Source organism: Jatrophihabitans cynanchi (assembly GCF_027247405.1).
In the GTDB taxonomy this organism is placed as follows: Bacteria; Actinomycetota; Actinomycetes; order Mycobacteriales; family Jatrophihabitantaceae; genus Jatrophihabitans_B; species Jatrophihabitans_B cynanchi.
On the sequence record NZ_CP097463.1, the window covers coordinates 521,180 to 543,505 of the forward strand.

Below are 22,326 nucleotides of genomic sequence, written 5' to 3' on the forward strand. Positions count from 1 at the left end.
GTTCGAAGCCAGGGGCGAACGTCCTGGGCCTTGTGCCGACGGGGCGCCGCGTGATCGGTGACCAAAGCCCCTGGGGCCCGCGCGCGGGCGCGCCGAGAGTGGGAGTGTCACCGAAGGAGGGAGCACCAAATGACCACCAGGACAGCCCCGTGGGACCAGGTGAGTGCCAATCTCGACCGGCTGGGTACGGACGTGCGCAACCGGTTCGAGCAGGCGGGCGCCGACGTGACCGCCGAGCGGGCCGCGGTCGAAGCGGCGGTGCAGTCGCTGATCGCCGCGATCGAGGACGCGTTCGGAACGGCCGGGGATGTCGTGCGCGACCCGGTGCTGCGCAAGGACCTCGCCGCGGTGGCCGCGTCCATGCGGCACGCGCTGGTCGGCACGCTCGAGCAGCCCGGCGCAGCGGTCAAGCAACTTGCCGGCCGGGCGCGACGCCCCGCGCCGGCCAGGACCGCCACGAAGGCGAGTGCCCGCACGCCGTCCGGGTCTGCTGGCACCAAGAAGCCTGCGGCGCGTCGCGCCGCAGCGCCGCGACGGCCGGAGCACTGACGCCAGGGGTAGGACCGCGCCGCGCATGGCGGGGGACGTGCGTGGCAGCGCCCGGGCAGGGCTGACCGTAGTAGTCGCGGCAGGGCCGGGGGTCGGTGCAATTGCCGGCCCCCGGCCCGCTGTCTTGCGTGCTCACCGTCCGATCGGGATCTCACCGGCCCCGGCACTGCTCTCGAGGCGGTGGCGGGCCAGCCGCACGGCCATCTCCGAGAGGGAGTCGTGCGCGACCGACCCGCGCAGCTGCTCGAGGGCGAGCCGCACGTGCGCCCGTATGGTCGACGGTTGCGCCGTCGCACCCAGCTGCGCGCTCAGCTCGCGCGCCAAGGAATCGACAAGGACGTCCAGACCGGCTCGTTCGACCGGACGGGACGGGGATTCGGCCACGCCCATCGTCAGCTCCCCCGCTCAGCTCTGTCGCGCGTGCCCGTCGGCCGGCCCCTCGACCGGATAGCTGGCCACGAGCCTGCCCCGCACGTCGAACACGGCAGCCGCGGTGCGCTCCAACCCGGCGCGCCCGCTGCGGTAGTGGTGCGCGCACAGGAGCAGCTCGCGCCGACCTGCACGACCGTCAGCGCGCGGCAGGACGATGCGGTACGCGGCCGCGCCGGGGCAGCAGTCGGCCCGTTCGGGCGCGCGCACCTCGTCCGCGGCGATCAGCAGGTCGTCCCATGGGAAATCGAATTCTTCGCTGCCGTCACGCTTGGGGCGCGGCCCCGGTGACGGGTGCCAAGGCTGCAATCTCATGTGATGAGGATCCGCGAACCTGCGGGCGGCCAGTAGGTTCCACGTACCCCAGTTGCGGGGACTTTGGACCCACCGGCGGACGGTGCCGCCACCGGTCTGCAGCCGGCCGCGCGGCCAGCAGCCGCGCGTAGAGCCGCTCGTGATCGCCCGCCATCCGCTGCATCGAGAATCGTTGCGCCGCGGCTGCGCGGCAGCGCAGCCGGTCGATCGAACCGAGCCGGCCGGCCGCCGCGACGAGGTCGTCCTCGCTCCGCGCGAGGAAGCCGGTGACGCCGTCATCCACGATCTCCGGTGCCGCGCCGTACGGGCAGCCGAGCACCGGCGTCCCGCAGGCGAGCGCCTCGGTCATCACCAACCCGAAGGGTTCGGGCCAGGCGATCGGGTCGATCAGTGCGGGCGCGTGACGCAACAGCTCGACGCGCCCGGCCAGCGGCTCCTCCACGAGGACCTCGTCCGACGGGCGGAGCAGCGGGCGAACCGCCTCGGCGAAGTAGGCGCGCTCGTCGGCCTCGCGCACCTTGCTCGCGATCACGATGCGGTACCCCGCACGGTGCGCGATCCGCACGGCGCGTGCAACTCCCTTGTCCGGCGACATCCGCCCGACGAACAGCAGGTAGTCGCCGCCGCCGGGGCCCAAGCGGTACGCGTCCAGATCGATCCCGTGGTGGATGACCGCGGTGACGGGCACCGAGCCTGCGCTGACCGCCTGGGCCTGTGAGATCGCGACGAGGGCGACGCCCCGCGCGGTCGTGGCGGAGAAGATACGCAGCGCCTCGGCGTTGAACGGGCCGTGATTGGTGACGACGCGGGGCGCGGCGCCGAAGCTGTTCGCGGGGCCGATCAGCGAACCGAGCAGGGTGTGATCGTGAATGATGTCGACGTCGGCGAGCGCGTCGTACGCCGCCAGCACGTGCGCTGCTTCGTACGCTCCGCTTCCCATGGGCTCGACCGCCCGCTCGTACAGCGAGAACTTGTGCACCGGGCACGCCGAATCGCCGAGCGTGAACAGGACGACCTGATGTCCCAGCGCGCTCAGCCCGCGAGCCAGATTGTCGACCACCGCTTCGGTGCCCCCGTAGCGGGGCGGGGGAACGGGTACCCAGGGCGGCGCGATGAGGCCGATACGCATGGGCCGCCGGCCACCCGGCCGCATCGTGTCGGCGGGATCCGCTGCCGCCCGCGCCTGCATCACCCCTTCAGCACAGCGGGCAGCAGATCGGCACGGCAGGGCCGAACGTCACTGCGCCCGGCGGCCACGGTCCTCAGTTCTTCAGCGGGACCAGGAGCACCGGCCGCCCTGCCTCCAGCACCGATCGGCGCACCGTCAGCGCCCGGCCCGGCTCCAGATGCTGGGACCAGCCGAGCGCGATGAGGTCTGCCTGCTCGGCCTCGGCAACCGAGCCGACGAGCTCGCCCGGCGTTCCGGAGCGCAACTCCAGCCGTCCCCCGGCCGGCGCGTGCCGCGAGAGGAACTGCGCTGACCACGCCTGCTGGGTGTGCGCAGCCTGATCCCAGAACATCGGCGCCGTCGTGGCGTCGAACACGTGCAGGACCACGATGTCGACGCCGGCGCCGGCAAGGAGCGCGACGAGGTCCGCCACCGCCTCGGCCGACGCGGGCGTGCCGTCGAGCGGCACCAGCACCCGCGAGACAGCCGCGACCGGCCGGCCGAGATCAGGCGGTACGAGCACCACCGGCTTGCGGGCCCGCCGCACGACGCGCCAGCACACCGCGTCCTCGTCCGGCCCCGCAGCGAGGACCGCCGCGACCACGTCCACGGTGTCGAGCTCGGCCAGCACCTCACTCGCGCGGTGCGCCGCCAGTTGCCCTCGCGTCGCGGACAGGGTGCGCAAGTCGGCGCGCAGTACCTCGGCCAGCGCGGACCCGACCTCCACGACAGGAGCTCCCCCGCCCGGCTCGGCCACCGCCAGCACTTGAGTCATCGCCTCACCTCCGCACGAGGTGCCGGCACGAGCGCCGCCACGCCGTTCACCCGCACCGGCGGGCCGCCGAGCAGCCGCACCGCCAGCGGACCGTCGGTGCCGACTTCCACACGCCCGTCGGCCACCCGCACCCGGACCCGCCGGCGCAGGCATCGCATCCGGACCGTGACGGTGTGCCAGCCGGACGGCAGGCACGGGTCGAGCGTCAGTGCGCCGCTGTCCACCCGCGCGCCGAGGAAACCGAACACGAGCGCCTGCCACACGCCGCCGAACGTCGCCATGTGCAGCCCGGACGAGGTGCTGCCGGTCAGGTCGTCGAGGTCCAGCCGCAGCGCGACCCGTAGCAACGCGAGCGCCTCGTCCGGGCGACCGGCGCGGGCGAGAAGCGCTGCCGAGATCGCCGGGGAGAGCGAGGATCCGTGTGCCGTCCGAGGTTCGTAGTAGTCGAGGTTCGGGATCAGCGAGCCGGCAGCGACCTCGTCCGGAACGAGGTGGTGCAGCATCAGGACGTCCGGCTGCTTGATCAGCTGCGAGCCGGCCACGCGTTCGCGGCCCAGCAGCACGTCGATGGCCACCGGTGCGACGGCGAAGTCGGCGACGCGCAGCGGTTCCAACCGGTAGTAGCCGGCGAACTGCTCGTACCGACCTGTTTCGGGGTCGTAGCCGTCGACCAGCCTGTCGGCGAGCTCACGCCAGTTCGCCGCGTCCGCGTGGGCCGGATTCAGCGCGGCGGCAGTGCGCAGGTTCCAGCGCGCCAGCACGTTCGTGAACGCATTGTCATCGACGAGTTCGTGGTACTCGTCCGGACCGATGACGCCGTCCAGGTGCGCGGCGCCGGCCGCGTCCAGCCGTACGCGCGAGGACCAGTAGCTCGCCGTCTCGACGAGCAGCTCGCGCACCGGGGCGGTCCCGCCGGCCGGCTCACCGCACCATCGCGCCAGGTGCACGGCGCTCCACGCCACATCCGCGGTGATGTGCTCCTCGAAGCGGCCGGTCAGGATGTCCACCGGTTGACCACCGATCGCACCGGTCGCCGGCGTGACGTCCGCGCCGCTCGAGGCCGACTCCCACGGGAATCTGGCGCCCGACCGGCCTTCGGTGCGGGCGGCGGCCCGTGCGGTGGCCAGCCGCCGCACGCGGTACTGCAGCATCGCCGCGGCGGCGGCCGGGTCCATTGTCGCGAGCGCCGGCAGGACGAACACGTCGCTGTCCCAGAACACGTGGCCGCTGTACCCCGGCCCGGACACCCCACGGGCACCGAGCCCCTGTTCGCCACGGCGGTCAGCGTTGGACCACAGCTGGAACAGTGCGAACCTGATCGCGAGCTCCGCCGCCCGGTCGTCGGGGATCTCCACGCCGGCGTCGCGCCATCGCCCGGCCCACGCCGCACGCTGTTCGGCCAGGAGCCGATCGAACCCGAGACGTTCGGCCTCATCGAGCAACTCCTGCGCGCTCGACAATTTCGGGCGCTGCGGCGCGATCACGTACGCGGCCAGCCGCTGCACCGTCCGTATCGCGCCGTCGCGACCGATGCGTTGCCGGGCGACCGCACCGATTCCGCCGCTGTTCCCGGTCGATTGCGCCCACCATCGCCCGTCGACCTGGCCGGCGGTGGACGACTCCGTCGCCGCCGGTCGTAACGCCCGACCGGGCCGGAGCCGGCCGACCGCGGCCTCGGCCCGAAGTGCCACCACTCCCGGGCGTGCGACGCTCATGAAACGCATGCTCTTCAGCGGCGATGGGCCGGGCGTCGACTCGGTGCGCAGCAGCACGCCCGAGCGGAGGTCGAGGATGCGCTCGTCCCGCACCACCGGCGGTGCAATGTCCAGGTCCGTCCACGCCGGCCCGGGGAGCAGGTGCTCGGCGGACCCCGAACCGCAGTAGATGCCGCTGGCCAGCAGCAGCGGCATGGCGGGAGCGACTGCGCCGGCGGCTTCCTCGCGGTTACCGCGCGTGCCGATGCCGCCGGCGCCGATCGTGAGCACGGCGTCCGCCGTGCCGGCGTCTGATGCGTAGACGGTCCAGCGCACGTCTTCATCGATGCCCGGTACGCGGCGCGCGCGGCGCCTGCGCACCTGCTCGGCGAGCAGCCCGGACACCAGCTCCGGCCCGGCCCGCAGCACGAGCACCAGCTCGCCCGTGATTCCGACCGCGGCCAGCTTGTCCAGCTCCGCCTGCAGCGCCACCCGGTCTGTCGTGTCGAGCACGACCACCTCAACACCCTGTTCGCGCAAGCGGTTCGCCGCGCGCCGCACATCGCGCGCCCGCACGCGGTCCAGTCGGGACATCACGTGCTCACGGTCCAGGATCACGGCATCGACGGTGCGCCCGATGCACGACTGCGCTGCACTCGAACTCGCCATGCGCGACGTCCCGTTCCTCGACCTGTCTGTGCATCCGACCGCAGCAGCATGCGGGCACGCGAGAGTCCAAAGTCCCTGGCCGGGAGCATTCGCCGGGGACCACAGTGAGGTTCGGACGAAATCGAAGGGACGCGCGATGCCTTCCACGGCCGCGGCCGACGCCGCCGAAGTCCACGAGACGCACAGCGCGGTCGTGCTGATGTTCGGTGATCGTGCCTACAAGTTCAAGAAGCACGTGAGCCTCGGGTTCGTGGACCTCGTGACTGATGCGGCTCGCCTCGCGGACTGCCGCCGCGAGGTCGAGCTCAACCGCCAGTTCAGCCCGGACGTGTACCTCGACGTCGTCACCATCGCCGGCAGCGACAGCGAACCGTTCGAGCGCGGCATCGCGATGCGCCGGATGCCGAGTGAACTGCGGCTGTCGACCCTGGTGCAGTCGGGCGCCGACGTCGACCAGCACCTGCGCGCGCTTGCCCGGCTCGTGGCGTGCTACCACTCGCGCGCAAGGCGCGGGCCGGAGATCGACGCCGAAGCCGGCCTACCCGGGCTGCGGCGGCGGTGGGCTGACAATCTGCGCGAGAGCGAACTGCTCGGCCCGATGGCCGTCCCCGCGCAGGAGCACGCCGAGGTCGCGCGGCTGGCGATGCGTTATCTGGACGGCCGGGCCGACCTGTTCGCCGAGCGGGCCGCGGCCGGCGCCTACCTCGACGGGCACGGGGACCTGCTCAGCGAGGACATCTTCTGCCTTCCGGATCACCCGCGCGTGCTCGACTGCCTCGAGTTCGACGACCGGCTGCGGTGGGTGGACGCGCTCGACGACGTCGCGTTCCTCGCGATGGACCTGGAGCATCTGGGCCGACCCGACCTCGCCGAGCGCTTCCTGAACTGGTACCTGGAGTTCAGCGGGGCACCGGCCGTCGAGTCGCTGTGCCATCACTACGTCGCCTATCGCGCGTTCGTTCGCGCAAAGATCGCCGCACTGCGCTCGGCGCAAGGCTTGCCGAACGCCGAGGCCGGCGAGTATCTGCGTATCGCACTGCGCCACCTCCGCTCCGGCGAGGTAAACCTGATCATGGTCGGTGGGCCGCCCGGATCCGGGAAGACCACCCTCGCCCGCGCGCTCGTGGAGCGGCTCGGCTGGTCACTGCTCAGCACCGATGAGATCCGGCGCGAGTTCGGCGGTCGTGACCGGTACGACCCAGCGGCCAAGGCCGCGGTCTACCGGAGGCTGCTGGCGCGCGCCCGAACCTCACTCGAGCACGGCGTCTCGGTGATCGCGGACGCGACCTGGGGCGACCCGTGCACCCGTGCGTTGGCAGAGCAGCTCGCAGTCGACACGGCCAGCACGCTGGTCGCCGTCGAGTGCAGCGTCGCGCCGGAGTTGGCCGCGCAGCGCGCACAGCAACGACTGGCCGACGGCGAATCGAGCTCGCGCGCAGGGGCCGACGTGGCGCGCCGGCTCGCCGTGCAGCGCGCGCCCTGGCCCCGAGCCGTCCGAGTCGACACCGAGAACGGGGTGCAGCGCGCCGTCGAGCAGGTCCTGACCGTGCTCGGGCCCGACCTCGCCGAGCGGGCCGATCCCGGATGAGCCGGCCCGAATCCGGCCGTCTGCAGCGCAGCTGGCTCGACGTCGACGGGCGACCTGCGGCGTTCGCCGTCGCCGGTGCCGGCCGGCCGCTGGTCTTCCTGCCCGGCTGGGGCCTGGACATGCGCGCCTACCGAAGGGCGCTGCACCAACTGATCCGGCACGGGGTTCGCGTGTACGCCCCGGCCCTGCCGGGCCTGCACGGCACGGCACCTCTGCCGCCCGACCAGTTCAGCCTGGCCGGCTACAGCAGCTGGGTGGCGAAATTCCTGGACGCTGTGGGGCTGAGCGAACCGGTCGCCCTGGTGGGGCATTCGTTCGGCGGCGGCGTCGCCATTCGCACCGCGTACGACTGGCCGGACCGAGTCAACCGGCTGGTCCTGGTGAACGCGATCGGCGGCGCCACCTGGAGTGTGCGCGGGGGGCAGCTGCGACCGATGTCAGAACGCCCGCTGTGGGACTGGGGACTGCACCTGCAGACCGACGTCCTGTCGCTCAGGCAACTCACCCGGATCCTTCCGGTCATCGCGGCAGACGCGGTGCCCAACGCGCTTCTTCGGCCCCGAGCGATGTGGCAGGTCGGCAAGCTGGCCCGCCGGGCAGACCTCAGCGCCGAACTGGCCGCACTGAAGGACCGCGGCCTGCCCGTGGTGATCCTCTGGGGACGCAACGACACGGTGCTGCCGTGGGCGTGCCTGGAGTCGCTCCGGGCGGCGCTGGGCGAGCCCCCGGTCCGAACGATCGAGGGGACACACGGCTGGCTGATCGCAGATCCGCAGCGGTTCGCCCAGGAGATCACCAACATCCTCGGTCTGGATGCGGCCGCAGGCGGCGCGGAGCAGACCTGAGCGCGGCTGCCGTCCCGGGATCGGCGCGGGCAGAAGGACCACCGCCCTTGCGGACGTTGGGCCCTGTCGCGCCGCCGACGGCCGGGACACGCTGGAAGCCCTGGGAAACCTCAGCAGGCAGGCGATTCGAGCGTAAGGGAGCGGACGATGACACACATCCAGGAGTGGCCGATCCAGGTCTGGATCACCGAGGAGGACGACCGTACGACCGCTCGAGCGGTCCTGAACACGCGTGACAACGTGCTCACCGCCGACGGTGTGGCGCGGCGCAGCCCGCGCGATCCGGCCGTGCCGGAGATCGGCGACGAGATCGCGGTCGGCCGCGCGCTGGCCGAACTCGGCCGGCAACTGCTGGCCTCCGGCGCCGACGACGTCGCCGCGATCGAGCAACCTCGATGATCCGAGGAACCTCGATGATCCGAGGAACCTCGATGACCTGAGCGATCTCGCCAGGCACCGCCGGGTGGTGCTGTCAATCGTCGACGATGTGCATCGCGGCCTCTTCGGCGCTCGCACCCCAGCCGGCGCGGCCGACGTCCTCGCCGTACGGCGTCTCGTTCTGCACGAACATGTTGCCCGTGCTCACCAGCCGCCCGGCCCGGTCGTCCTCGTACGCGCGATCCAGGTCCCGCTCGCAGACATCCGGCTCCTCCGCGGCGAGGTGGCGCTCCAGCGACTCGGCGGTGGACATCTGTGCGTACGTCTGGTCGTGGCGCGAGGAGACGGGTGCATGATCCGGCGGTGAGTAACCCGCGTCGAGCGGGTCCTCGCCGATCTCGCCGGCGAGAGAATCCGCCGGATCGAGCTGCGCGTAGCCGTCGTAACCACTTACGTAGATCTCGTCCTGCCTGCTCATGGCCTCAGTCTTGTGGGGAACAACCCGCCGGAGCAGGGGCCAAAGGCCGGGACCGTGCGGACGTACGACCCGTCAGTGATCGCCGACCGCGCCCGTTCCGGCCGTGACCGCGCCCAGCAGGCCGCTGCCCCAACTGCGCGCGCGCTCCTGCTCGCCCGGCTCGAGCGTATTGGTCTTGGACACGTAGAAGCTCCGCGGCCGGGCGATGAGGTCGTAACCGCTCCTGCGCAGCCGCCTGCCGATCCGGACCGACGCCCGGCCGCTGAGCCTGGCGTGCAGCTTGGTGTCGAAGGCAGCGGCCGCACCGCGCCCGCGAGTCGTCGTCAACCATTCACGCAGCCCCGGACCGTCGGCACCGTCCTCCACGGTCAGCCCGCTGCCGGCCTTGCGCCCCGCGCTGACCGCCATCCGCCGGCTGCCCGGACCGCTCAGCCCGAGCATGTGCGTCGGGCCACCCACCACGATCAGGTCGGCACCGGCGACCGTGTCCGGCGCCAGCTTCGAGACGGGGACGACCGCGGTGTCGGCGGCGGCGCTGAGCCCTTCCGCGATCGACTCCGCGATCTGCCGCGTGTTGCCGTACATGGACTCGTAGATCACGATCGCACGCATCTGAGTCTCCTCAATGGCTGGTCGGTGGCGTGTCGCTACGAAGGAACACCCGCAGCAGGTCGGCTCGCGCGACGATGCCGACCAGCACGCCGTCGGCGTCGACGACAGGCAGCCGCTGCACCCGCTTGTGAGCGGCGAGCCGGGCGGCGGATTCGACCGTTGCGTCCGGTGTGGTCACCACCGCGGGCGTCGTCATCAGCTCGCGAGCCGTCGCGTCGCGCATCGGATGGCTGTGGGCGAGCAGGTCCGAGGCGGAGATCACCCCGACGACCCGGCGCCGCTCGTCGAGCACCGGCACGGCTCCGACGTGATTGCGCGCGAGGGCCTGCACGATGTCCGGGAAGCGTGCCTGTTCCCGGGCCGCGACGACACCGCGCACCATGACCTCGGCCACCGGTGTCGTAGCCGCTCGGCTGGACGCCTCGCCCGTCGATGTGCCGAGCTCGCGAAGGTACCGCAGCGTCGTCTCGCGATGCTCGGCGTGTTGCTGCACCCAGTCCGGGTTCAGCTCCGGCATCCATGTCGACGAGAGCATCGTCATCGTCATCGCCTCCTGTTCAACTCTCTTCCGGCACCATCTCGATGGCGCCGCACGGGCACTCGGCCGCGCACAGTCCGCAGCCCTTGCAGTAGTCGAGATCGATGGCGTAGTGGTTGGCGCCGTCGAGCTTGATCACCGCGTTGTCCGGGCACACCCCGAGACAGTTGTCGCAGCCGAAGCAGTTGCCGCACGACAGGCAGCGCCGCGCCTCGAACAGTGCGGTGTCCTCGTCCAGCCCACCGACGACCTCGCCGAACGTGTCCGTCCGGCGGGCTGCCTCGAGGCGGGGACGAACGCTGCGCGGCGCGTCGCTGTAGTACCAGGTGTTCAGCCCGGAGTACGGCACCGGATCGCGTTCCTGCCTCTGCGCCGGCGGATCCTGCCGGCGCAGCCAGCTGTCGATGGCCACGGCGGCCCGGCGGCCGTGGCCGATCGAGTGTGTCACCGACCGGTCCGTGGGCACGGCGTCGCCGCCGGCGAACACGCCCGGGCTACCGGTCATCATCGCCTCGTCGACCTCGATCACCCCGTCCACCACGCGCAGTCCGGGCACCGTGTCGAGCAGGCTCCGGTCGACGTCCTGGCCGAGGGCCAGCACGACGGCGTCCCCGGCCAACTCCTCGAACTCGCCGGTCGGCTGCGGCAGCCCGGCCTCGTCGAGCGTCATCTTCTCCAGGGTGAGCGAGCCCTCGCCGACCGCGGCGATGGTGCGTAGCCACTTGATCCGGACGCCCTCGGCGAGCGCCTCGTCCAGCTCCTGCCGGTCGGCGGGCATCTGCGCCTGGGTACGCCGGTACACGACGACAGCATCGTCGGCGCCGAGCCGCCGCGCGGTGCGCGCGGCGTCCATCGCGGTGTTGCCGCCGCCGTAGACCACCACTGCGCGGCCCAGGCCGGGCCGCTCGCCGTCGGCGACGCTGCCCAGCACGCTCAACGCGTCCAGCACCCGGGACGCCTGGCCGGCGGGCAGGTAGGCGCGGCGGCTGAGCTGCGCCCCGATCGCGATCAGCGCCGCGTCGAACCCGCCGGCTCGCATCGTCTCCCGTAGGTCGGTGACCTTGCTGTTCATGCAGAAGGTGACGCCGAGGTCGGCCAGCCGGGCGATCTCGATGTCGAGAACGTCGCGGGGCAGCCGGAAGGTCGGGATGCCGTGGCGCATCATCCCGCCCGGCTCCTCCCCCGCGTCGTGCACGTGCACCTCGTGGCCCAGGCGGCGCAGTTGATAGGCCGCCGACAGGCCACAGGGTCCGGCCCCCACGACGAGGACGCGGCGCCCGGTCGCAGGTGCCGCATCCGGCAGCCGCCAGCCGGCGTCGATCGCCCGGTCGCCGAGGAATCGTTCGACGGAGTTGATGCCCACGGCGGAGTCCAGTTCCGCGCGGTTGCACGCCGTTTCGCACGGGTGGTAGCAGACCCGGCCCATCACGGCCGGGAACGGGTTGTCCTGCACCAGCCGGCGCCACGCACTCTCGTAGCTGCCGTCCTCAGCGGCGTACAGCCACGCCTGGACGTGTTCGCCGGCCGGGCAGGCGTGCTGGCACGGCGGCAGCCCGGCCGTGTAGACGGGGCGCTCGCTGCGCCACATGCCGGTGTGGTTGGCGAGGCTGGACCGCACGTCCAGCGTGATCGCGAACGGCTTGTTCATCAGCTCTCCTCGTCCAACAACCCGTAACGGACGATGTTCTGGTCGGCCAGCCGCTGCACCCGCGCGACCAGATCGGGCCGGCCCTCGCCACGGAACAGGTGGGCGTACCGGCGTTGTGGGCGCAGGTACTCCTCGACCGGCACCCGGCCGCGGATCGGCAGCGCGCTGGTGACCACGCCGCCTTCTGCCTCGATGACGGGGAACAGCCCGCTGCGTTGTGCCAGCCGCGCCAGCCGGACCGTCTCGGACGTGGCCGAACCCCAGCCGAGCGGGCAGGGCACCAGCACGTGCAGGTAGCGGGCGCCACGAATGCTCATCGCCTTGCGCACCTTGGCCTCGAGGTCGTGCAGTTCGGCCACGGTCGCGGTGGCGACGTACGGGATGTCGTGGGCGATCGCGATCCGCGCGGCGTCCTTGCCGATGCCGAACAGGTTGCCCGGCTCGGCGCCGACCGCCTCGGTCGTCGCGGTCCGCGCGCCGCCTGGCGTCGCCCCGCTGCGCTGCACGCCGGTGTTCATGTAGGCCTGGTTGTCGTAGCACACGTAGAGCACGTCGTCGTTGCGCTCGAACATCCCGGACAGGCACGCGAAGCCGATGTCTACCGTGCCGCCGTCCCCGCCCTGCGCGAGCACCCGGATGTCGCCGCGGCCCGTGGTTCGCAGCCCGGCGGCGACGCCGGACGCGACCGAGGCCGCGTTCGCGAACACCGAGTGCAACCACGGCAATTGCCAGGCGCTCTCCGGGTACGGCGTGGAGAACACCTCGAGGCAGCCGGTGGCGTTCACCGTCACGAGCCGGCCGCCGACGGCGTGCGCGGCCGCGTCCAGCACGTAGCGCGCGGCCAACGCCTCGCCGCAGCCCTGGCAGGCGCGGTGGCCCGAGGTCAGCGCATTGCGCCGCTCGGGATTCGCCTGCTCGGTGCGCTGGTCGAGCGGGAGCAGCCGGTTGCCCACGGCACGCGAACCGACTTGGTAGAACTTCGCCGTCTGCGTCATGACAGCCCTCCTGCGGCGAGCGCTGCATCGACGACGTCCTCGTGCAGGTCGAGGAAGCGCAGGTCCTCGAGCCGGCCGGCCGCCGCGTCGTCGAGAACGGTGCGGAGCGAGTCCTTGGTGACCGGACGCCCTCCCAGCCCGGCGATCACGGTGCGCACCGTGATCGGCAGGCCGGTGAGTGCGGCGCGCACGTCCGGCGTGATGACCCCGCCGGCGCCCGGTGCGAAGGCACGCTCGAGCACGATCACCTCGGCGGCACCGTGCAGGGCGTCGCGCAGCGCTGCGACCGGGAAGGGCCGGAACAGCGTCAGCGACACCACCCCGACATCGCGGCCCTCGGCGGCGAGTTCGTCGGCAAGTTCGTGTGCCGTGCCTGTGACCGATCCGATGGTCAGCAACACGGTGCGCGCGTGCTCGGCACGGTACGGCGAGACGGCCGACAACCGGTGCCCGGTCAGTTGCGCGTAGCGCTCGGTCAGCTCGTCGAAGACGTCCGCGGCGCGCAGCAGGGTGCGGTGGCTGATCGCGCGCACCTCGGTGAACGCCTCCGGCCCGACCATCGCGCCTATCGTCACCGGGTGGTCGGGGTCGAGCACCTGCCGCGGCGTGAACGGAGGCAAGAAGGCGTCGACCTGCTCCTGGCCGGGCACCTCGATCGGCTCGATCGCGTGGGTGAGGACGAAGCCGTCGACACACACCATCACCGGCAGCGACAGCGATTCGGCGAGCCGGAAGGCGACGACGTGCAGGTCGACCGCGGCCTGGTTGTCGTCCGCGTACAGCTGCACCCAGCCGCAGTCACGCTGGCTCATCGAGTCGCTCTGGTCGTTCCAGATGTTGATCGGCGCCCCGATCGCCCGGTTCGCAACGGTAAGGACGACGGGCAGGCCCAGCCCGCTGACGTTGTAGAGCACCTCGGCCATGTACAGCAGCCCCTGGCTCGCGGTCGCGGTGTAGGCCCGCGCGCCGACAGCGCAGGCACCGAGCGAGGCGGACATCGAGGCGAACTCGGACTCGACCGTGAGGAACTCGCAGCCGGCCAGTTCGCCCGCCTTCACCATCGCGCCGAGCGCCTCGACGATGTGCGTCTGCGGCGTGATGGGATAGGCCGCGATCACCTTGGGCCGGCAGCGGGCGACCGCCAGCGCGACCGCGCGGGAGCCCTCCACTTGCTCATACATCCGTGCTCACCACTTTTCGGCTGACCAGGTCGTGGGCCGCGCGCGCGGCCGCCACGTTCCCGCCGGCGATCGCGGCGGCCATGCGTTCGTGCACCGCTCGCTCCAGGCCGGCGAGTGACACCGCGCCGGTCAGTGCGGCGAAGGCACCGAGCAGGCAGATGTTCGGCACCGCGGCGCCGGTGTGCCGGCGGGCCAGGTCGGTCGCGGGCACCACCTGAAGCCGGTCAGGCCCGATCCGCGCCGACAGGTCGGCCAGTCCGAGTTCCTCCGGTGAGCGCGTGGAGTTGACGACGACGTAGCCGGCTGGTGCGAGCCCGGCGAAGACGTCGACGTGGTGCAGCAGGGTGGCGTCGACGATGATCACGGCATCCGGTGCCATGACCGGTTCGCGGGTGCGGATCGGCGCCTTCGCGAGCCGGCAGTACGCCACCACAGGTGCGCCCATGCGTTCGGAGCCGAAGCTGGGAAAGGCCTGCGCCTGCAGCCCGTCGTGGAAACCGGCGACGGACAGCACCTCGGCCGCAGTGACCACGCCCTGGCCGCCGCGCCCGTGCACGCGAACCTGGACGAGGCCGGAATCGCTCACTGTGCGGCCTCCTGCGACTCGGTGACCAACAGCTCCGACAGTGGGCGGCGGTTCACCGGCGGCATGGCCGGTGCACGACCGACCCGCAGCAGGATGTGCGGGAAGTGCTCGAGCCCGAGTTCGGCGCGCAGTTCGCGGTTCGTCTGCTGCACCTCGATCACCTGCGTCAACGGGCCGGCCGCGTAGCCGCGCCTGGTCAGTTCCAGCAGCAGCCGCTCCAACGCCTCGCCGGCCCGTAGCCAGTCGACCGTGCGGTTCGCCCTGGTGTTCAGCAGCATCAGGCACTGCGTCAACGCCGAGTGGGTGCGCATGGGCAGCCAGCCCATTCCGTGCGTGTCGAAGTCGCGGATCGGCAGGTCGTCGCCCGAGCCGGTGTCCACGTGTGGGACCGACATCGCCGGCACGCCGTCCGGGCGGCGCGGATCGTCCGTCGTCCACCGCCGCAGTTCGGCCCGGTACCCGGGATCGGCGTTCTCGATCGCATCGGCGCGTTGGCTCAGCGCCGCGAGCGCCAGCCGGTGTTCCGGGCGGGTCACCGGCATCAGCTCCGCCCCCTCCTCCGCGACCGCGTCGATCAACTCCGCGATCACCTCCGCCGGGACCGGATCGTCCTCGAACTGGCGCCGGTTGGTGTGCCGGTCGGCAATGGACGCCGCCAGTTCGCCGAGCGGGATCCACTCCAGGTGCGCGTCGACGATCGTGATCCGGTAGGCGAGCTCGGGACGCGTGATGTCGGGGAAGCGCTCGACCTGTACCCGCCAGCCGAGTGCGGCCAGTGCGACGCGGGCGTTGAAGGCTGCGCAGCCCACGCTGATCAGCAACTGGCGGCCCAACGGGTCGAGCACCTGAAGGTGCCGGGTCCCGTCGACGAAGATCTCCAGGCTCGGGCCGCTGATCGCGAACCGCCACGGTTGGGTGTTGTGGATCGACGGGGCGAGCGCGGCTTGCGAGGCGGCGTGGTGCAGGGCTGCCGAAAGATCGAGCTTGTCGAACTCCATGTCCTCACCCCTCGCCGTCACCGCGTGGTACTCCAATCCTCAGGCCGCTGCCGCGGCGGCAGCAGGGCCGAACGTCCCACCGGTCCGGTTCGTCCGTCCCGCGGCGGCGGCACGTCGGCCGCCCGCCGGCGGGCCACGGCGCGGTAGAACTCGTCGACGCCCCAGACCAGGACCGGGCAGGCCAGCAGCAGTGGCACGGTGTACAGCGGCGGTGCGGCCGTCCCCAACATCCGCTGCAGCGGGGGCAGCAGGACGACACCGGCCGCAAAGGCGATCTCGAAGGCGATGCCCGCGAGCAGCAGCCGGTTGCTGGTGAGGCCGATGTCGCGTAGCGCCGCCCGCTCGGTTCGGGCTGCGATCGCGGTGCCCACCTGGCAGGCCACGATCGCCAGGAAGGTGATCGTGGTCGCCTGCAGGTAGGCGGCATGCAACCGATGGCCGGCGGCGACCGCGTCACCCGGCCGCCAGCCGGCCCGGGTGAGGACCAGGAAGAACAGCGCCATGGCCAACACGGCGGACACCGTGCCCATGAGCAGCCAGGCCCGTCCCAGCAGTCGTGCTGTGATCAGGTGCACGCCGCGCGAGCGCGGCGGGCGGTCCATGACGTCCGGCTCGGCACCTTCGCGGCCGAGCGCCAAGGCGGGCAGCGTCTCGGTACCGAGGTCGATGGCGAGGATCTGCAGCACCGTCAGCGGCAGCGGGACGGCGCCCGCGCTCAGCGCGAACACCGCGAAGGGAACCACCTCGGGAACGGCGTGGGCAAAGATGTAGAGCACGAACTTGCGTAGGTTCTCCCAGACCCTGCGGCCCTCGCGCACCGCGGTGACGATCGTCGCGAAGTCGTCGTCGGTCAGCACCATCGTCGCCGCTTCGCGCGCCACGTCGGTTCCCGAACGTCCCATCGCCACGCCGATGTCCGCACGCCGCAGCGCTGGGGCGTCGTTCACGCCGTCGCCCGTCATCGCGACGACGTCGCCGCGGTGCCGCAAGGCATCTGCGAGCCGCAGCTTTCCCTCCGGCGTGCTACGGGCGAACACCATGTCGCCGTCGCGGTCCAGCACGGAGTCGAGCTCACGATCGGTCATCGCATCGAGTTCCGGGCCGGTGACCACGCGGTCCACCCGGATGCCCACCTGGCGGGCGATCTCCGCCGCCGTCCGCGCGTGATCACCGGTGATGACGTTCACGCGGATGCCGGCACGGTGGCATGCCGCCACCGCGTCGGCCACCTCGGGCCGCGGTGGGTCCAGCAGGGCCACCAGCCCGAGCAGGCACAGCCGCGACTCGGCGTCCTCGGCGTCCTCGGCGCCGGACGGGACGGCGCCGCGTCGCTCGGCCAACGCCAGCACCCGCAACCCGCGCTGCGCGAACGCGTCCACCGCATCCTCGACGAGCTGCCGGTCCGGTGGTGTCAGCGCGCTCGTCACATCACCGCCGAACCACCACGACGTGCACAGTGGCAGTACCGACTCCGGCGCGCCCTTGACCGACACCACGACCTGCGAGCCGTGCCGCGCAACGACACTCATCCGTTTGCGCCTGCTGTCGAAGCGGAAGGTGGCGATCCGCTGACCCGGTTGCACGCCGACGGCTTCGGCGAAGCCGAGCAGCGCTCGCTCCATCGGGTCCGCGGACGCCTCGAGCGGGTTGCAGTCGGCCATGACCGTTGCCAGGGCGACGGCCACGCTCGCGTCCTCAGCACCGGCGAACTCCCGGCCCGCGGCCCAGAGCCGCTCGACGGCCATCTGGTTCTGCGTGATGGTGCCTGTCTTGTCGGTGCAGATGACGGTCGTCGACCCGAGCGTCTCGACGGCCGACAGCCTCTTGACGAGGGCACCTGAACGGGCCAACACCCGGACGCCGACGGCCAGGGCCAGGGTGATCGTCGGCAGCAAGCCCTCCGGGACGTTCGCCACCAGCAGGCCGACTGCGAAGACAGCGGCGTCACGCAGCGACAGCCCCGCCAGCAGGCCGAGCGGGAGGAACAGCACACCGATCGCGATCGCGACGGCCGCGATCAGCCATGCGGTTCGGCGTACCTGACGCTGCAACGGGCTCTCCTCGCCTGCGCCGCGTTGCGAGAGCGCAGCGATCCGGCCGAGTTCGGTGTGGCTGCCGGTCGCGAACACCACCGCCGTCGCCTGCCCCGACGTGCACGAGGTGCCCGAGAAGACGACTGTGGGAGCGTCGATGAGCCGGTCCGCGACATCCGGCAGTCGCGCCGCCCGGACGACCGGCACCGACTCACCGGTGAGCGAGGACATGTCGAGCTCGAGCTCGCCGTCCAGCAGTCGGGCATCCGCGCAGATCCGGTCGCCCTCGCCGACGTGCAGGACGTCGCCGCGCACGATCTCGGCGACCGGCACCGTGCGGACGACGCCGTCCCGGGCCACCCGCGCGGACGGGGGCAGGTAGCCCGCGAGGGCTTGGACCGCCCGAGCTGCCTGCCGCTCCTGCGCGAACGCGACGAGTGCGTTCACGCCGATCACGCCGACTATCGCCCACCCCAGGGCCGGGTTGCCGGTCACGAAGGACAGCCCGGCGGCCAACCACAGCAGCAGGGCGAGCGGATGCGTGAACTGGGCACCCAGTTCGACGAGCCATCGCGCGCCGCCGCTGACCGGTAGCACGTTCGCGCCGTACAGTGCCAGACGCCGCGCCGCTTCGCGCTCACCGAGGCCGCCACGGCAGCTGCCCAGGTCGCGCAGCAGCAGCTCGGTGGGCTCGGTCGTCATCTGCCGCAGTGACCGCGCCTCCGTTGCGTGAGCGCCGTCCGGCGCGCCACCGGCCACGGTGCCCGTCAATGGAAGGTCGCGTCGTCGACGAACTGCTCGATGAACGGGTCGAGGTGCCCATCGGCGTTGTCGGCGTACCCGGCCCGGACGCGCGTCGGGATGGTGAAGCCGTCGAAGGTGCGCGGCTGGTCGACCTGGACGACGAACCGATGCTCGCCGAACCCGGCGCCGCCGACCTGTGCCCATCGGCGTAGTGCCGCCGCCCGCGGTTCGCCGTCGGGCGCGACGCACAAGGTCAGTTCGTAGTGGTGGCGTAGGAACGGCACGGTGACGGTCACGGTGTCCTCGTCCACAGCACTCCAGCGGATGCCCGGATCGAGTGCTGCCGCGGGAACCAGCAGCATCTCGGCCACCAGCCGCCCGGCCGCGCTGTGCGTGATGTCCGCACCGGTTGCCGAGACGACCGGAATCCGCCCGGCGATCGCGTGCCGCATCTCGCCGTGGCCGGCGGTGAGCCGGTCGTACCCCGACAGCGGCAGCCCGAACAGCCGGGTGCGTTCGGCCCAGATGTAGCCGCAGCCGCCGACGAGCACCTGACGCGCCCGGAACGAGCGCCACCGGCCGAGCCTGATCCGGCCGTGCAACTCCAGTTCGACGCATCGGCGCAGCTCGGTTCCGGGCGCGATCGCGAACCGCAACCAGCGTCGCGCCGGTTCGGGCAGCGCGGCGACCGACTGGGGGTCGAAGTGGCCGGCGACCGTGGGGCGGGTCAGGAACTCCGTCCACTGCCGGCGCAGCTCCGGCGGCAGTTGGGCGGGCGCTTCGGGCGCGGCGAGTTCCTGCACGGACTCAGCGTCGTGCTGTCCGCGCAACGCGGGTACGGGCCGAGGTCCCGGGCCGTCGGGACCTTGCGCCCTGACCGCGCCCGCTCGCGCCGAGCAGGGTGGGAAGGGATCCCGAGAGGAGCGAGCAACATGACTGACAAGGGTGTGGACCGCCGCCGGATCGTCGTCGGCGTCGATGAGTCCGAGGAGTCGCGGCACGCACTGCGCTGGGCCGCCGGCCTGGCCAATTGGGCGGTCGCGGAACTCGACGTCGTCAGCGCGTGGCATCTGCCGGTCGGCTACGGCTGGGGCGCAGTGCCGCTGGAGTGGAGCCCGACCGAGGACCTGGAGAAGCGCCTGGACGTGTTCGTCGACGAGACCCTCGGCGCGGACCGGCCCGCAGATCTGAAGATCGTCGTCCGTGAGGCCATCGCCGCCGAACTGCTGATCGAGCAGAGCAAGGGCGCCCTGATGGTGGTCGTGGGCAGTCGTGGCCGCGGTGCCTTCACCGGCCTGCTGCTCGGTTCGGTGAGCGCGAAGGTCGCCGAACACGCCACCTGCCCCGTCGTCGTCGTCCATGGCGACCAGGCGGTGCCGTCGGTGACCGCCCGATGACTACCCGCGTCGGCATCAACGGGTTCGGGCGCATCGGCCGCAACTACCTGCGGCTTGCCCTGGCGTCCGAGAACATCGACGTGGTGGCCGTCAACGACGTCGCCGACACCGCCACCCTGGCCCGGCTGCTTCGTTACGACAGCACCTTCGGCCCGCTGCACAGCGCCGTCGAGGATCTGGGCGACGCCATCGCCGTCGACGGGCGCAAGATCGCGGTGACCAGCATCCGCGAACCGGACCAGCTGCCCTGGCACCGGCACGCGGTGTCGGTCGTGATCGAGTCGACGGGCAAGTTCCGCACCCGTGACAGCGCCGCAGCACACCTCTCGGCAGGCGCCGAGCGCGTGCTCATCTCCGCTCCGGGAAAGGGCGTGGACGCGACGATCGTGATGGGCGTCAACGACGACACCTTCGATCCGGTGCGGCACCACGTCATCTCCAACGCCTCGTGCACGACCAACTGCGTCGCGCCGATGGTGAAGGTGCTGAACGACGCGTTCGGCATCGAGCGGGGGCAGATGACCACGGTCCACGCGTATACGAACGACCAGAACGTGCTCGACGCGCCGCACAAGGACCCACGACGCGCACGCGCCGCCGCGGTGAACATCATCCCCACGACGACGGGGGCCGCCCGCGCAGTCGGCGAGGTGCTGCCGGCGATGAAGGGCAGGCTGGACGGCGTCGCGTTGCGGGTGCCGGTCGTGGACGGCTCGCTGGTCGACCTGGCCGTCCTGCTGGACCGCGAGGTCACGGCCGAGCAGGTCAACGCCGCCTTCGAGGCGGCCGCGGCCAGCGGACCGTTGGCGGGTCGGCTGCGGTACACCACCGACCCCGTCGTCTCGAGCGACATCATCGGCGACCCGTCCTCGTGCGTGTTCGACTCAGCGCTGACGCAGGCGTCCGGACGGCTGGTGAAGGCGTTCGGCTGGTACGACAACGAGTGGGGCTACACCGCTCGCCTGATCGACCTGACCAGGCTCGTGACCACAGGAGGGTGAGCCAGGTGGAGCCCAAGCGCGCCGTGCATCCGTACCCGGTTCGGCTGCAGGCGCGGCTCGACCCGCAGTTGAGCCGCTGGCTGTGGCTGGTGAAATGGCTGCTGATCATCCCGCACCTGATCGTGCTGGTGTTCTTGTGGATCGCCGCGTTCGTGCTCACGGTCATCGCCGGATTCGCGATCCTGTTCACCGGCCGTTACCCACGCTCGATCTTCGGCTTCAACGTCGGGGTGCTGCGCTGGGGCTGGCGGGTATCGTATTACACCCTCAACGGTTTCGGAACCGACCGCTATCCGCCGTTCTCGCTGCACCCGGATCCGGACTACCCGGCCGACCTCGACGTCGAATACCCGCAGCGGCTCTCGCGCGGGCTGGTGCTGGTGAAGTGGTGGTTGCTCGCCATCCCGCAGTACCTGGTGGTGGCGATCTTCTCGGGCGGCTGGGGCGGCGGCCATGTCGGCCTGATCGCGGTGCTGGCGTTCATCGCCGTCGTCACCCTGGCGTTCACCGGCAGCTACCCGCGCTCGCTGTTCGACCTGATCATGGGCCTGAACCGCTGGTGCTACCGGGTCGCCGCCTACGCGGCGCTGATGACCGACGAGTACCCGCCGTTCCGGCTGGACACCGGCGGGGCGGAGCCGGCGCGGCTCACGGCAGACTGAACACGTGCACGCCTGGATCGTCGACCGTCCCGGCCCGATCGCGACCGATCCGCTTCGCCGGGTCGAGCGGGCCGACCCGCTGCCCGGACCTGGCCAGGTCCGGGTGCAGGTGACGTGCTGCGGCGTGTGCCGCACCGACCTGCACCTCGCCGAGGGTGACCTTCCGGCGCGCCGTCACGGCGTCACGCCGGGGCACGAGGTGGTCGGCAGGGTCGACGCGCTCGGGCCGGGCGCGAGCCGGTTCGCGCCCGGCCAGCGGATCGGCGTCCCGTGGCTCGGCGGGACGGACGGCACGTGCCGCTACTGCCGGCGTGGCGCGGAGAACCTGTGCGTGGCGCCGACGTTCACCGGCTGGGACGTCGACGGCGGCTATGCGGACGCGTGCCTGGTGGACGAGGCGTATGCGTTCGCGCTGCCCGAGGAGGTCGGCGACGAACAGGCCGCGCCACTGCTGTGTGCCGGCATCATCGGCTACCGCGCGCTGCTCGCCGCCGACGTCCCGCCCGGCGGCCGGCTGGGGATCTACGGTTTCGGCGGCAGCGCGCACCTGACCGCCCAGGTCGCGCTGCACGAGGGGCTGCGGGTCCACGTGCTCACGCGCGGCGCAGCCAATCAGGAGCTCGCGCGCCGGCTCGGGGTCGACTCGGTGGGCGGCCCGACGGACGCACCCCCGGAACAGCTGGACGGCGCGATCCTGTTCGCCCCCGCCGGTGAGCTGGTGCCGCTCGCGCTTCGGGCGCTGGACCGCGGCGGCACGCTCGCGGTCGCCGGCATCTGGCTGTCGGACGTACCCGCGCTGGCCTACGAGCGCGAGCTGTTCTACGAACGGCGGCTGCGCAGCGTCACCGCGAACACCCGCGCCGACGCCGAGCAGTTCCTGCAGCTGGCCGCCCGTTTCGGCGTGCGCGCCACGACGACGCCGTACCCGATGGCCGACGCGGACCGCGCGCTGCGCGACCTCGCGGCGGGGGCGTTCAGCGGTGCGGCCGTCCTGCACAACTGACCGGCGTCCGGCCGCGCGGCACTCTCGTTCGGAACGCACC

At 71.9% G+C, this 22,326-nt stretch carries 23 protein-coding genes; 8 read left to right on the forward strand and 15 right to left on the reverse strand.

The features are described from left to right. Window positions 1-129 precede the first annotated feature (129 nt). Complete coding sequence (locus tag M6B22_RS02515; protein ID WP_269444200.1) at window positions 130-549, forward strand: hypothetical protein; 420 nt, start codon at window positions 130-132, stop codon at window positions 547-549. A gap of 132 nt (window positions 550-681) precedes the next feature. On the opposite strand, the gene M6B22_RS02520 is transcribed toward M6B22_RS02515, so the two are convergent. The 5 genes from M6B22_RS02520 to M6B22_RS02540 form a co-directional block, all read right to left on the reverse strand. Next, window positions 682-939: a hypothetical protein gene (locus M6B22_RS02520; RefSeq protein ID WP_269444201.1), complete on the reverse strand. Its 258-nt coding sequence runs from the start codon at window positions 937-939 to the stop codon at window positions 682-684. 15 nt (window positions 940-954) lie between these two features. Then, window positions 955-1,293: a DUF7455 domain-containing protein gene (locus M6B22_RS02525; protein WP_269444202.1), complete on the reverse strand. Its 339-nt coding sequence runs from the start codon at window positions 1,291-1,293 to the stop codon at window positions 955-957. Then, window positions 1,244-2,422: a glycosyltransferase family 4 protein gene (locus M6B22_RS02530; protein WP_269444203.1), complete on the reverse strand. Its 1,179-nt coding sequence runs from the start codon at window positions 2,420-2,422 to the stop codon at window positions 1,244-1,246. Before M6B22_RS02530 ends, M6B22_RS02525 begins: the two co-directional genes overlap by 50 nt. Window positions 2,423-2,555: 133 nt before the next feature. Then, on the reverse strand, window positions 2,556-3,236 hold the full coding sequence (locus tag M6B22_RS02535) for a universal stress protein (protein ID WP_269444204.1): 681 nt from the start codon (window positions 3,234-3,236) through the stop codon (window positions 2,556-2,558). Beyond that, a complete protein-coding gene (locus M6B22_RS02540) occupies window positions 3,233-5,599 on the reverse strand; it encodes a glycosyl hydrolase family 65 protein (protein WP_269444205.1) in 2,367 nt (788 codons plus the stop codon). The genes M6B22_RS02535 and M6B22_RS02540 overlap by 4 nt, the downstream gene beginning before the upstream one ends. Before the next feature lie 136 nt (window positions 5,600-5,735). On the opposite strand from M6B22_RS02540, the gene M6B22_RS02545 reads away from it, so the two are divergent. The 3 genes from M6B22_RS02545 to M6B22_RS02555 all read left to right on the forward strand — a co-directional run bounded on the left by M6B22_RS02545 (window position 5,736) and on the right by M6B22_RS02555 (window position 8,431). Then, on the forward strand, window positions 5,736-7,187 hold the full coding sequence (locus M6B22_RS02545) for a bifunctional aminoglycoside phosphotransferase/ATP-binding protein (RefSeq protein WP_269444206.1): 1,452 nt from the start codon (window positions 5,736-5,738) through the stop codon (window positions 7,185-7,187). Then, a complete protein-coding gene (locus tag M6B22_RS02550; protein ID WP_269444207.1) occupies window positions 7,184-8,032 on the forward strand; it encodes an alpha/beta fold hydrolase in 849 nt (282 codons plus the stop codon). The genes M6B22_RS02545 and M6B22_RS02550 overlap by 4 nt, the downstream gene beginning before the upstream one ends. Before the next feature lie 147 nt (window positions 8,033-8,179). Further along, window positions 8,180-8,431, forward strand: coding sequence for a DUF1876 domain-containing protein (locus M6B22_RS02555; protein WP_269444208.1), 252 nt, complete (start codon window positions 8,180-8,182; stop codon window positions 8,429-8,431). A 73-nt stretch (window positions 8,432-8,504) separates the two neighbouring features. Here M6B22_RS02555 and M6B22_RS02560 read toward each other — a convergent pair whose 3' ends face one another. The 10 genes from M6B22_RS02560 to M6B22_RS02605 all read right to left on the reverse strand — a co-directional run bounded on the left by M6B22_RS02560 (window position 8,505) and on the right by M6B22_RS02605 (window position 19,026). Continuing rightward, entirely contained in the window at window positions 8,505-8,888 is a 384-nt protein-coding gene (locus M6B22_RS02560) for a DUF5709 domain-containing protein (protein WP_269444209.1), read from the reverse strand. Window positions 8,889-8,960: 72 nt separating this feature from the next. Next, window positions 8,961-9,500 (reverse strand): flavodoxin family protein, encoded by a 540-nt coding sequence (locus M6B22_RS02565; RefSeq protein WP_269444210.1) that lies wholly within the window; start codon window positions 9,498-9,500, stop codon window positions 8,961-8,963. A 10-nt stretch (window positions 9,501-9,510) separates the two neighbouring features. Beyond that, window positions 9,511-10,041: a CBS domain-containing protein gene (locus M6B22_RS02570; RefSeq protein WP_269444211.1), complete on the reverse strand. Its 531-nt coding sequence runs from the start codon at window positions 10,039-10,041 to the stop codon at window positions 9,511-9,513. Between the two features lie 16 nt (window positions 10,042-10,057). Continuing rightward, complete coding sequence (locus M6B22_RS02575; RefSeq protein WP_269444212.1) at window positions 10,058-11,686, reverse strand: NAD(P)-binding protein; 1,629 nt, start codon at window positions 11,684-11,686, stop codon at window positions 10,058-10,060. After that, on the reverse strand, window positions 11,686-12,681 hold the full coding sequence (locus M6B22_RS02580; RefSeq protein WP_269444213.1) for a thiamine pyrophosphate-dependent enzyme: 996 nt from the start codon (window positions 12,679-12,681) through the stop codon (window positions 11,686-11,688). The genes M6B22_RS02575 and M6B22_RS02580 overlap by 1 nt, the downstream gene beginning before the upstream one ends. Then, the gene (locus M6B22_RS02585) at window positions 12,678-13,862 is read right to left on the reverse strand and encodes a transketolase C-terminal domain-containing protein (protein WP_269444214.1); all 1,185 of its coding nucleotides are present in this window, start codon (window positions 13,860-13,862) and stop codon (window positions 12,678-12,680) included. Before M6B22_RS02585 ends, M6B22_RS02580 begins: the two co-directional genes overlap by 4 nt. Continuing rightward, a complete protein-coding gene (locus M6B22_RS02590) occupies window positions 13,855-14,448 on the reverse strand; it encodes a 2-oxoacid:acceptor oxidoreductase family protein (RefSeq protein ID WP_269444215.1) in 594 nt (197 codons plus the stop codon). Before M6B22_RS02590 ends, M6B22_RS02585 begins: the two co-directional genes overlap by 8 nt. Further along, complete coding sequence (locus M6B22_RS02595; protein ID WP_269444216.1) at window positions 14,445-15,467, reverse strand: Acg family FMN-binding oxidoreductase; 1,023 nt, start codon at window positions 15,465-15,467, stop codon at window positions 14,445-14,447. Before M6B22_RS02595 ends, M6B22_RS02590 begins: the two co-directional genes overlap by 4 nt. Continuing rightward, on the reverse strand, window positions 15,464-18,181 hold the full coding sequence (locus M6B22_RS02600; protein WP_269444217.1) for a cation-translocating P-type ATPase: 2,718 nt from the start codon (window positions 18,179-18,181) through the stop codon (window positions 15,464-15,466). The genes M6B22_RS02595 and M6B22_RS02600 overlap by 4 nt, the downstream gene beginning before the upstream one ends. A gap of 65 nt (window positions 18,182-18,246) precedes the next feature. Further along, a complete protein-coding gene (locus tag M6B22_RS02605) occupies window positions 18,247-19,026 on the reverse strand; it encodes a DUF6544 family protein (protein ID WP_269444218.1) in 780 nt (259 codons plus the stop codon). Window positions 19,027-19,155: 129 nt separating this feature from the next. Here M6B22_RS02605 and M6B22_RS02610 point away from each other — a divergent pair, with 129 nt between their 5' ends. From M6B22_RS02610 to M6B22_RS02625, 4 genes are read left to right on the forward strand one after another with little or no spacing between them, the layout of a single operon-like run. After that, a complete protein-coding gene (locus M6B22_RS02610; RefSeq protein ID WP_269444219.1) occupies window positions 19,156-19,620 on the forward strand; it encodes a universal stress protein in 465 nt (154 codons plus the stop codon). Continuing rightward, window positions 19,617-20,621, forward strand: a complete 1,005-nt coding sequence (gene gap / locus M6B22_RS02615) for a type I glyceraldehyde-3-phosphate dehydrogenase (RefSeq protein WP_269444220.1) — start codon at window positions 19,617-19,619, stop codon at window positions 20,619-20,621. The genes M6B22_RS02610 and gap overlap by 4 nt, the downstream gene beginning before the upstream one ends. A 5-nt stretch (window positions 20,622-20,626) precedes the next feature. After that, a complete protein-coding gene (locus M6B22_RS02620; RefSeq protein ID WP_269444221.1) occupies window positions 20,627-21,283 on the forward strand; it encodes a DUF4389 domain-containing protein in 657 nt (218 codons plus the stop codon). Window positions 21,284-21,287: 4 nt separating this feature from the next. Further along, window positions 21,288-22,286, forward strand: coding sequence for a zinc-dependent alcohol dehydrogenase family protein (locus tag M6B22_RS02625; RefSeq protein WP_269444222.1), 999 nt, complete (start codon window positions 21,288-21,290; stop codon window positions 22,284-22,286). The last annotated feature ends 40 nt before the right edge of the window (window positions 22,287-22,326 follow it).

Excerpts from the sequence above, each read along its gene's own strand:
- M6B22_RS02515 (WP_269444200.1), top strand. The coding sequence starts at position 130 with ATGACCACCAGGACAGCCCCGTGGGACCAGGTGAGTGCCAATCTCGAC.
- M6B22_RS02520 (WP_269444201.1), bottom strand. The coding sequence starts at position 939 with ATGGGCGTGGCCGAATCCCCGTCCCGTCCGGTCGAACGAGCCGGTCTG.
- M6B22_RS02525 (WP_269444202.1), bottom strand. The coding sequence starts at position 1,293 with ATGAGATTGCAGCCTTGGCACCCGTCACCGGGGCCGCGCCCCAAGCGT.
- M6B22_RS02530 (WP_269444203.1), bottom strand. The coding sequence starts at position 2,422 with ATGCGTATCGGCCTCATCGCGCCGCCCTGGGTACCCGTTCCCCCGCCC.
- M6B22_RS02535 (WP_269444204.1), bottom strand. The coding sequence starts at position 3,236 with ATGACTCAAGTGCTGGCGGTGGCCGAGCCGGGCGGGGGAGCTCCTGTC.
- M6B22_RS02540 (WP_269444205.1), bottom strand. The coding sequence starts at position 5,599 with ATGGCGAGTTCGAGTGCAGCGCAGTCGTGCATCGGGCGCACCGTCGAT.
- M6B22_RS02545 (WP_269444206.1), top strand. The coding sequence starts at position 5,736 with ATGCCTTCCACGGCCGCGGCCGACGCCGCCGAAGTCCACGAGACGCAC.
- M6B22_RS02550 (WP_269444207.1), top strand. The coding sequence starts at position 7,184 with ATGAGCCGGCCCGAATCCGGCCGTCTGCAGCGCAGCTGGCTCGACGTC.
- M6B22_RS02555 (WP_269444208.1), top strand. The coding sequence starts at position 8,180 with ATGACACACATCCAGGAGTGGCCGATCCAGGTCTGGATCACCGAGGAG.
- M6B22_RS02560 (WP_269444209.1), bottom strand. The coding sequence starts at position 8,888 with ATGAGCAGGCAGGACGAGATCTACGTAAGTGGTTACGACGGCTACGCG.
- M6B22_RS02565 (WP_269444210.1), bottom strand. The coding sequence starts at position 9,500 with ATGCGTGCGATCGTGATCTACGAGTCCATGTACGGCAACACGCGGCAG.
- M6B22_RS02570 (WP_269444211.1), bottom strand. The coding sequence starts at position 10,041 with ATGACGATGCTCTCGTCGACATGGATGCCGGAGCTGAACCCGGACTGG.
- M6B22_RS02575 (WP_269444212.1), bottom strand. The coding sequence starts at position 11,686 with ATGAACAAGCCGTTCGCGATCACGCTGGACGTGCGGTCCAGCCTCGCC.
- M6B22_RS02580 (WP_269444213.1), bottom strand. The coding sequence starts at position 12,681 with ATGACGCAGACGGCGAAGTTCTACCAAGTCGGTTCGCGTGCCGTGGGC.
- M6B22_RS02585 (WP_269444214.1), bottom strand. The coding sequence starts at position 13,862 with ATGTATGAGCAAGTGGAGGGCTCCCGCGCGGTCGCGCTGGCGGTCGCC.
- M6B22_RS02600 (WP_269444217.1), bottom strand. The coding sequence starts at position 18,181 with ATGACGACCGAGCCCACCGAGCTGCTGCTGCGCGACCTGGGCAGCTGC.
- M6B22_RS02610 (WP_269444219.1), top strand. The coding sequence starts at position 19,156 with ATGACTGACAAGGGTGTGGACCGCCGCCGGATCGTCGTCGGCGTCGAT.
- gap (WP_269444220.1), top strand. The coding sequence starts at position 19,617 with ATGACTACCCGCGTCGGCATCAACGGGTTCGGGCGCATCGGCCGCAAC.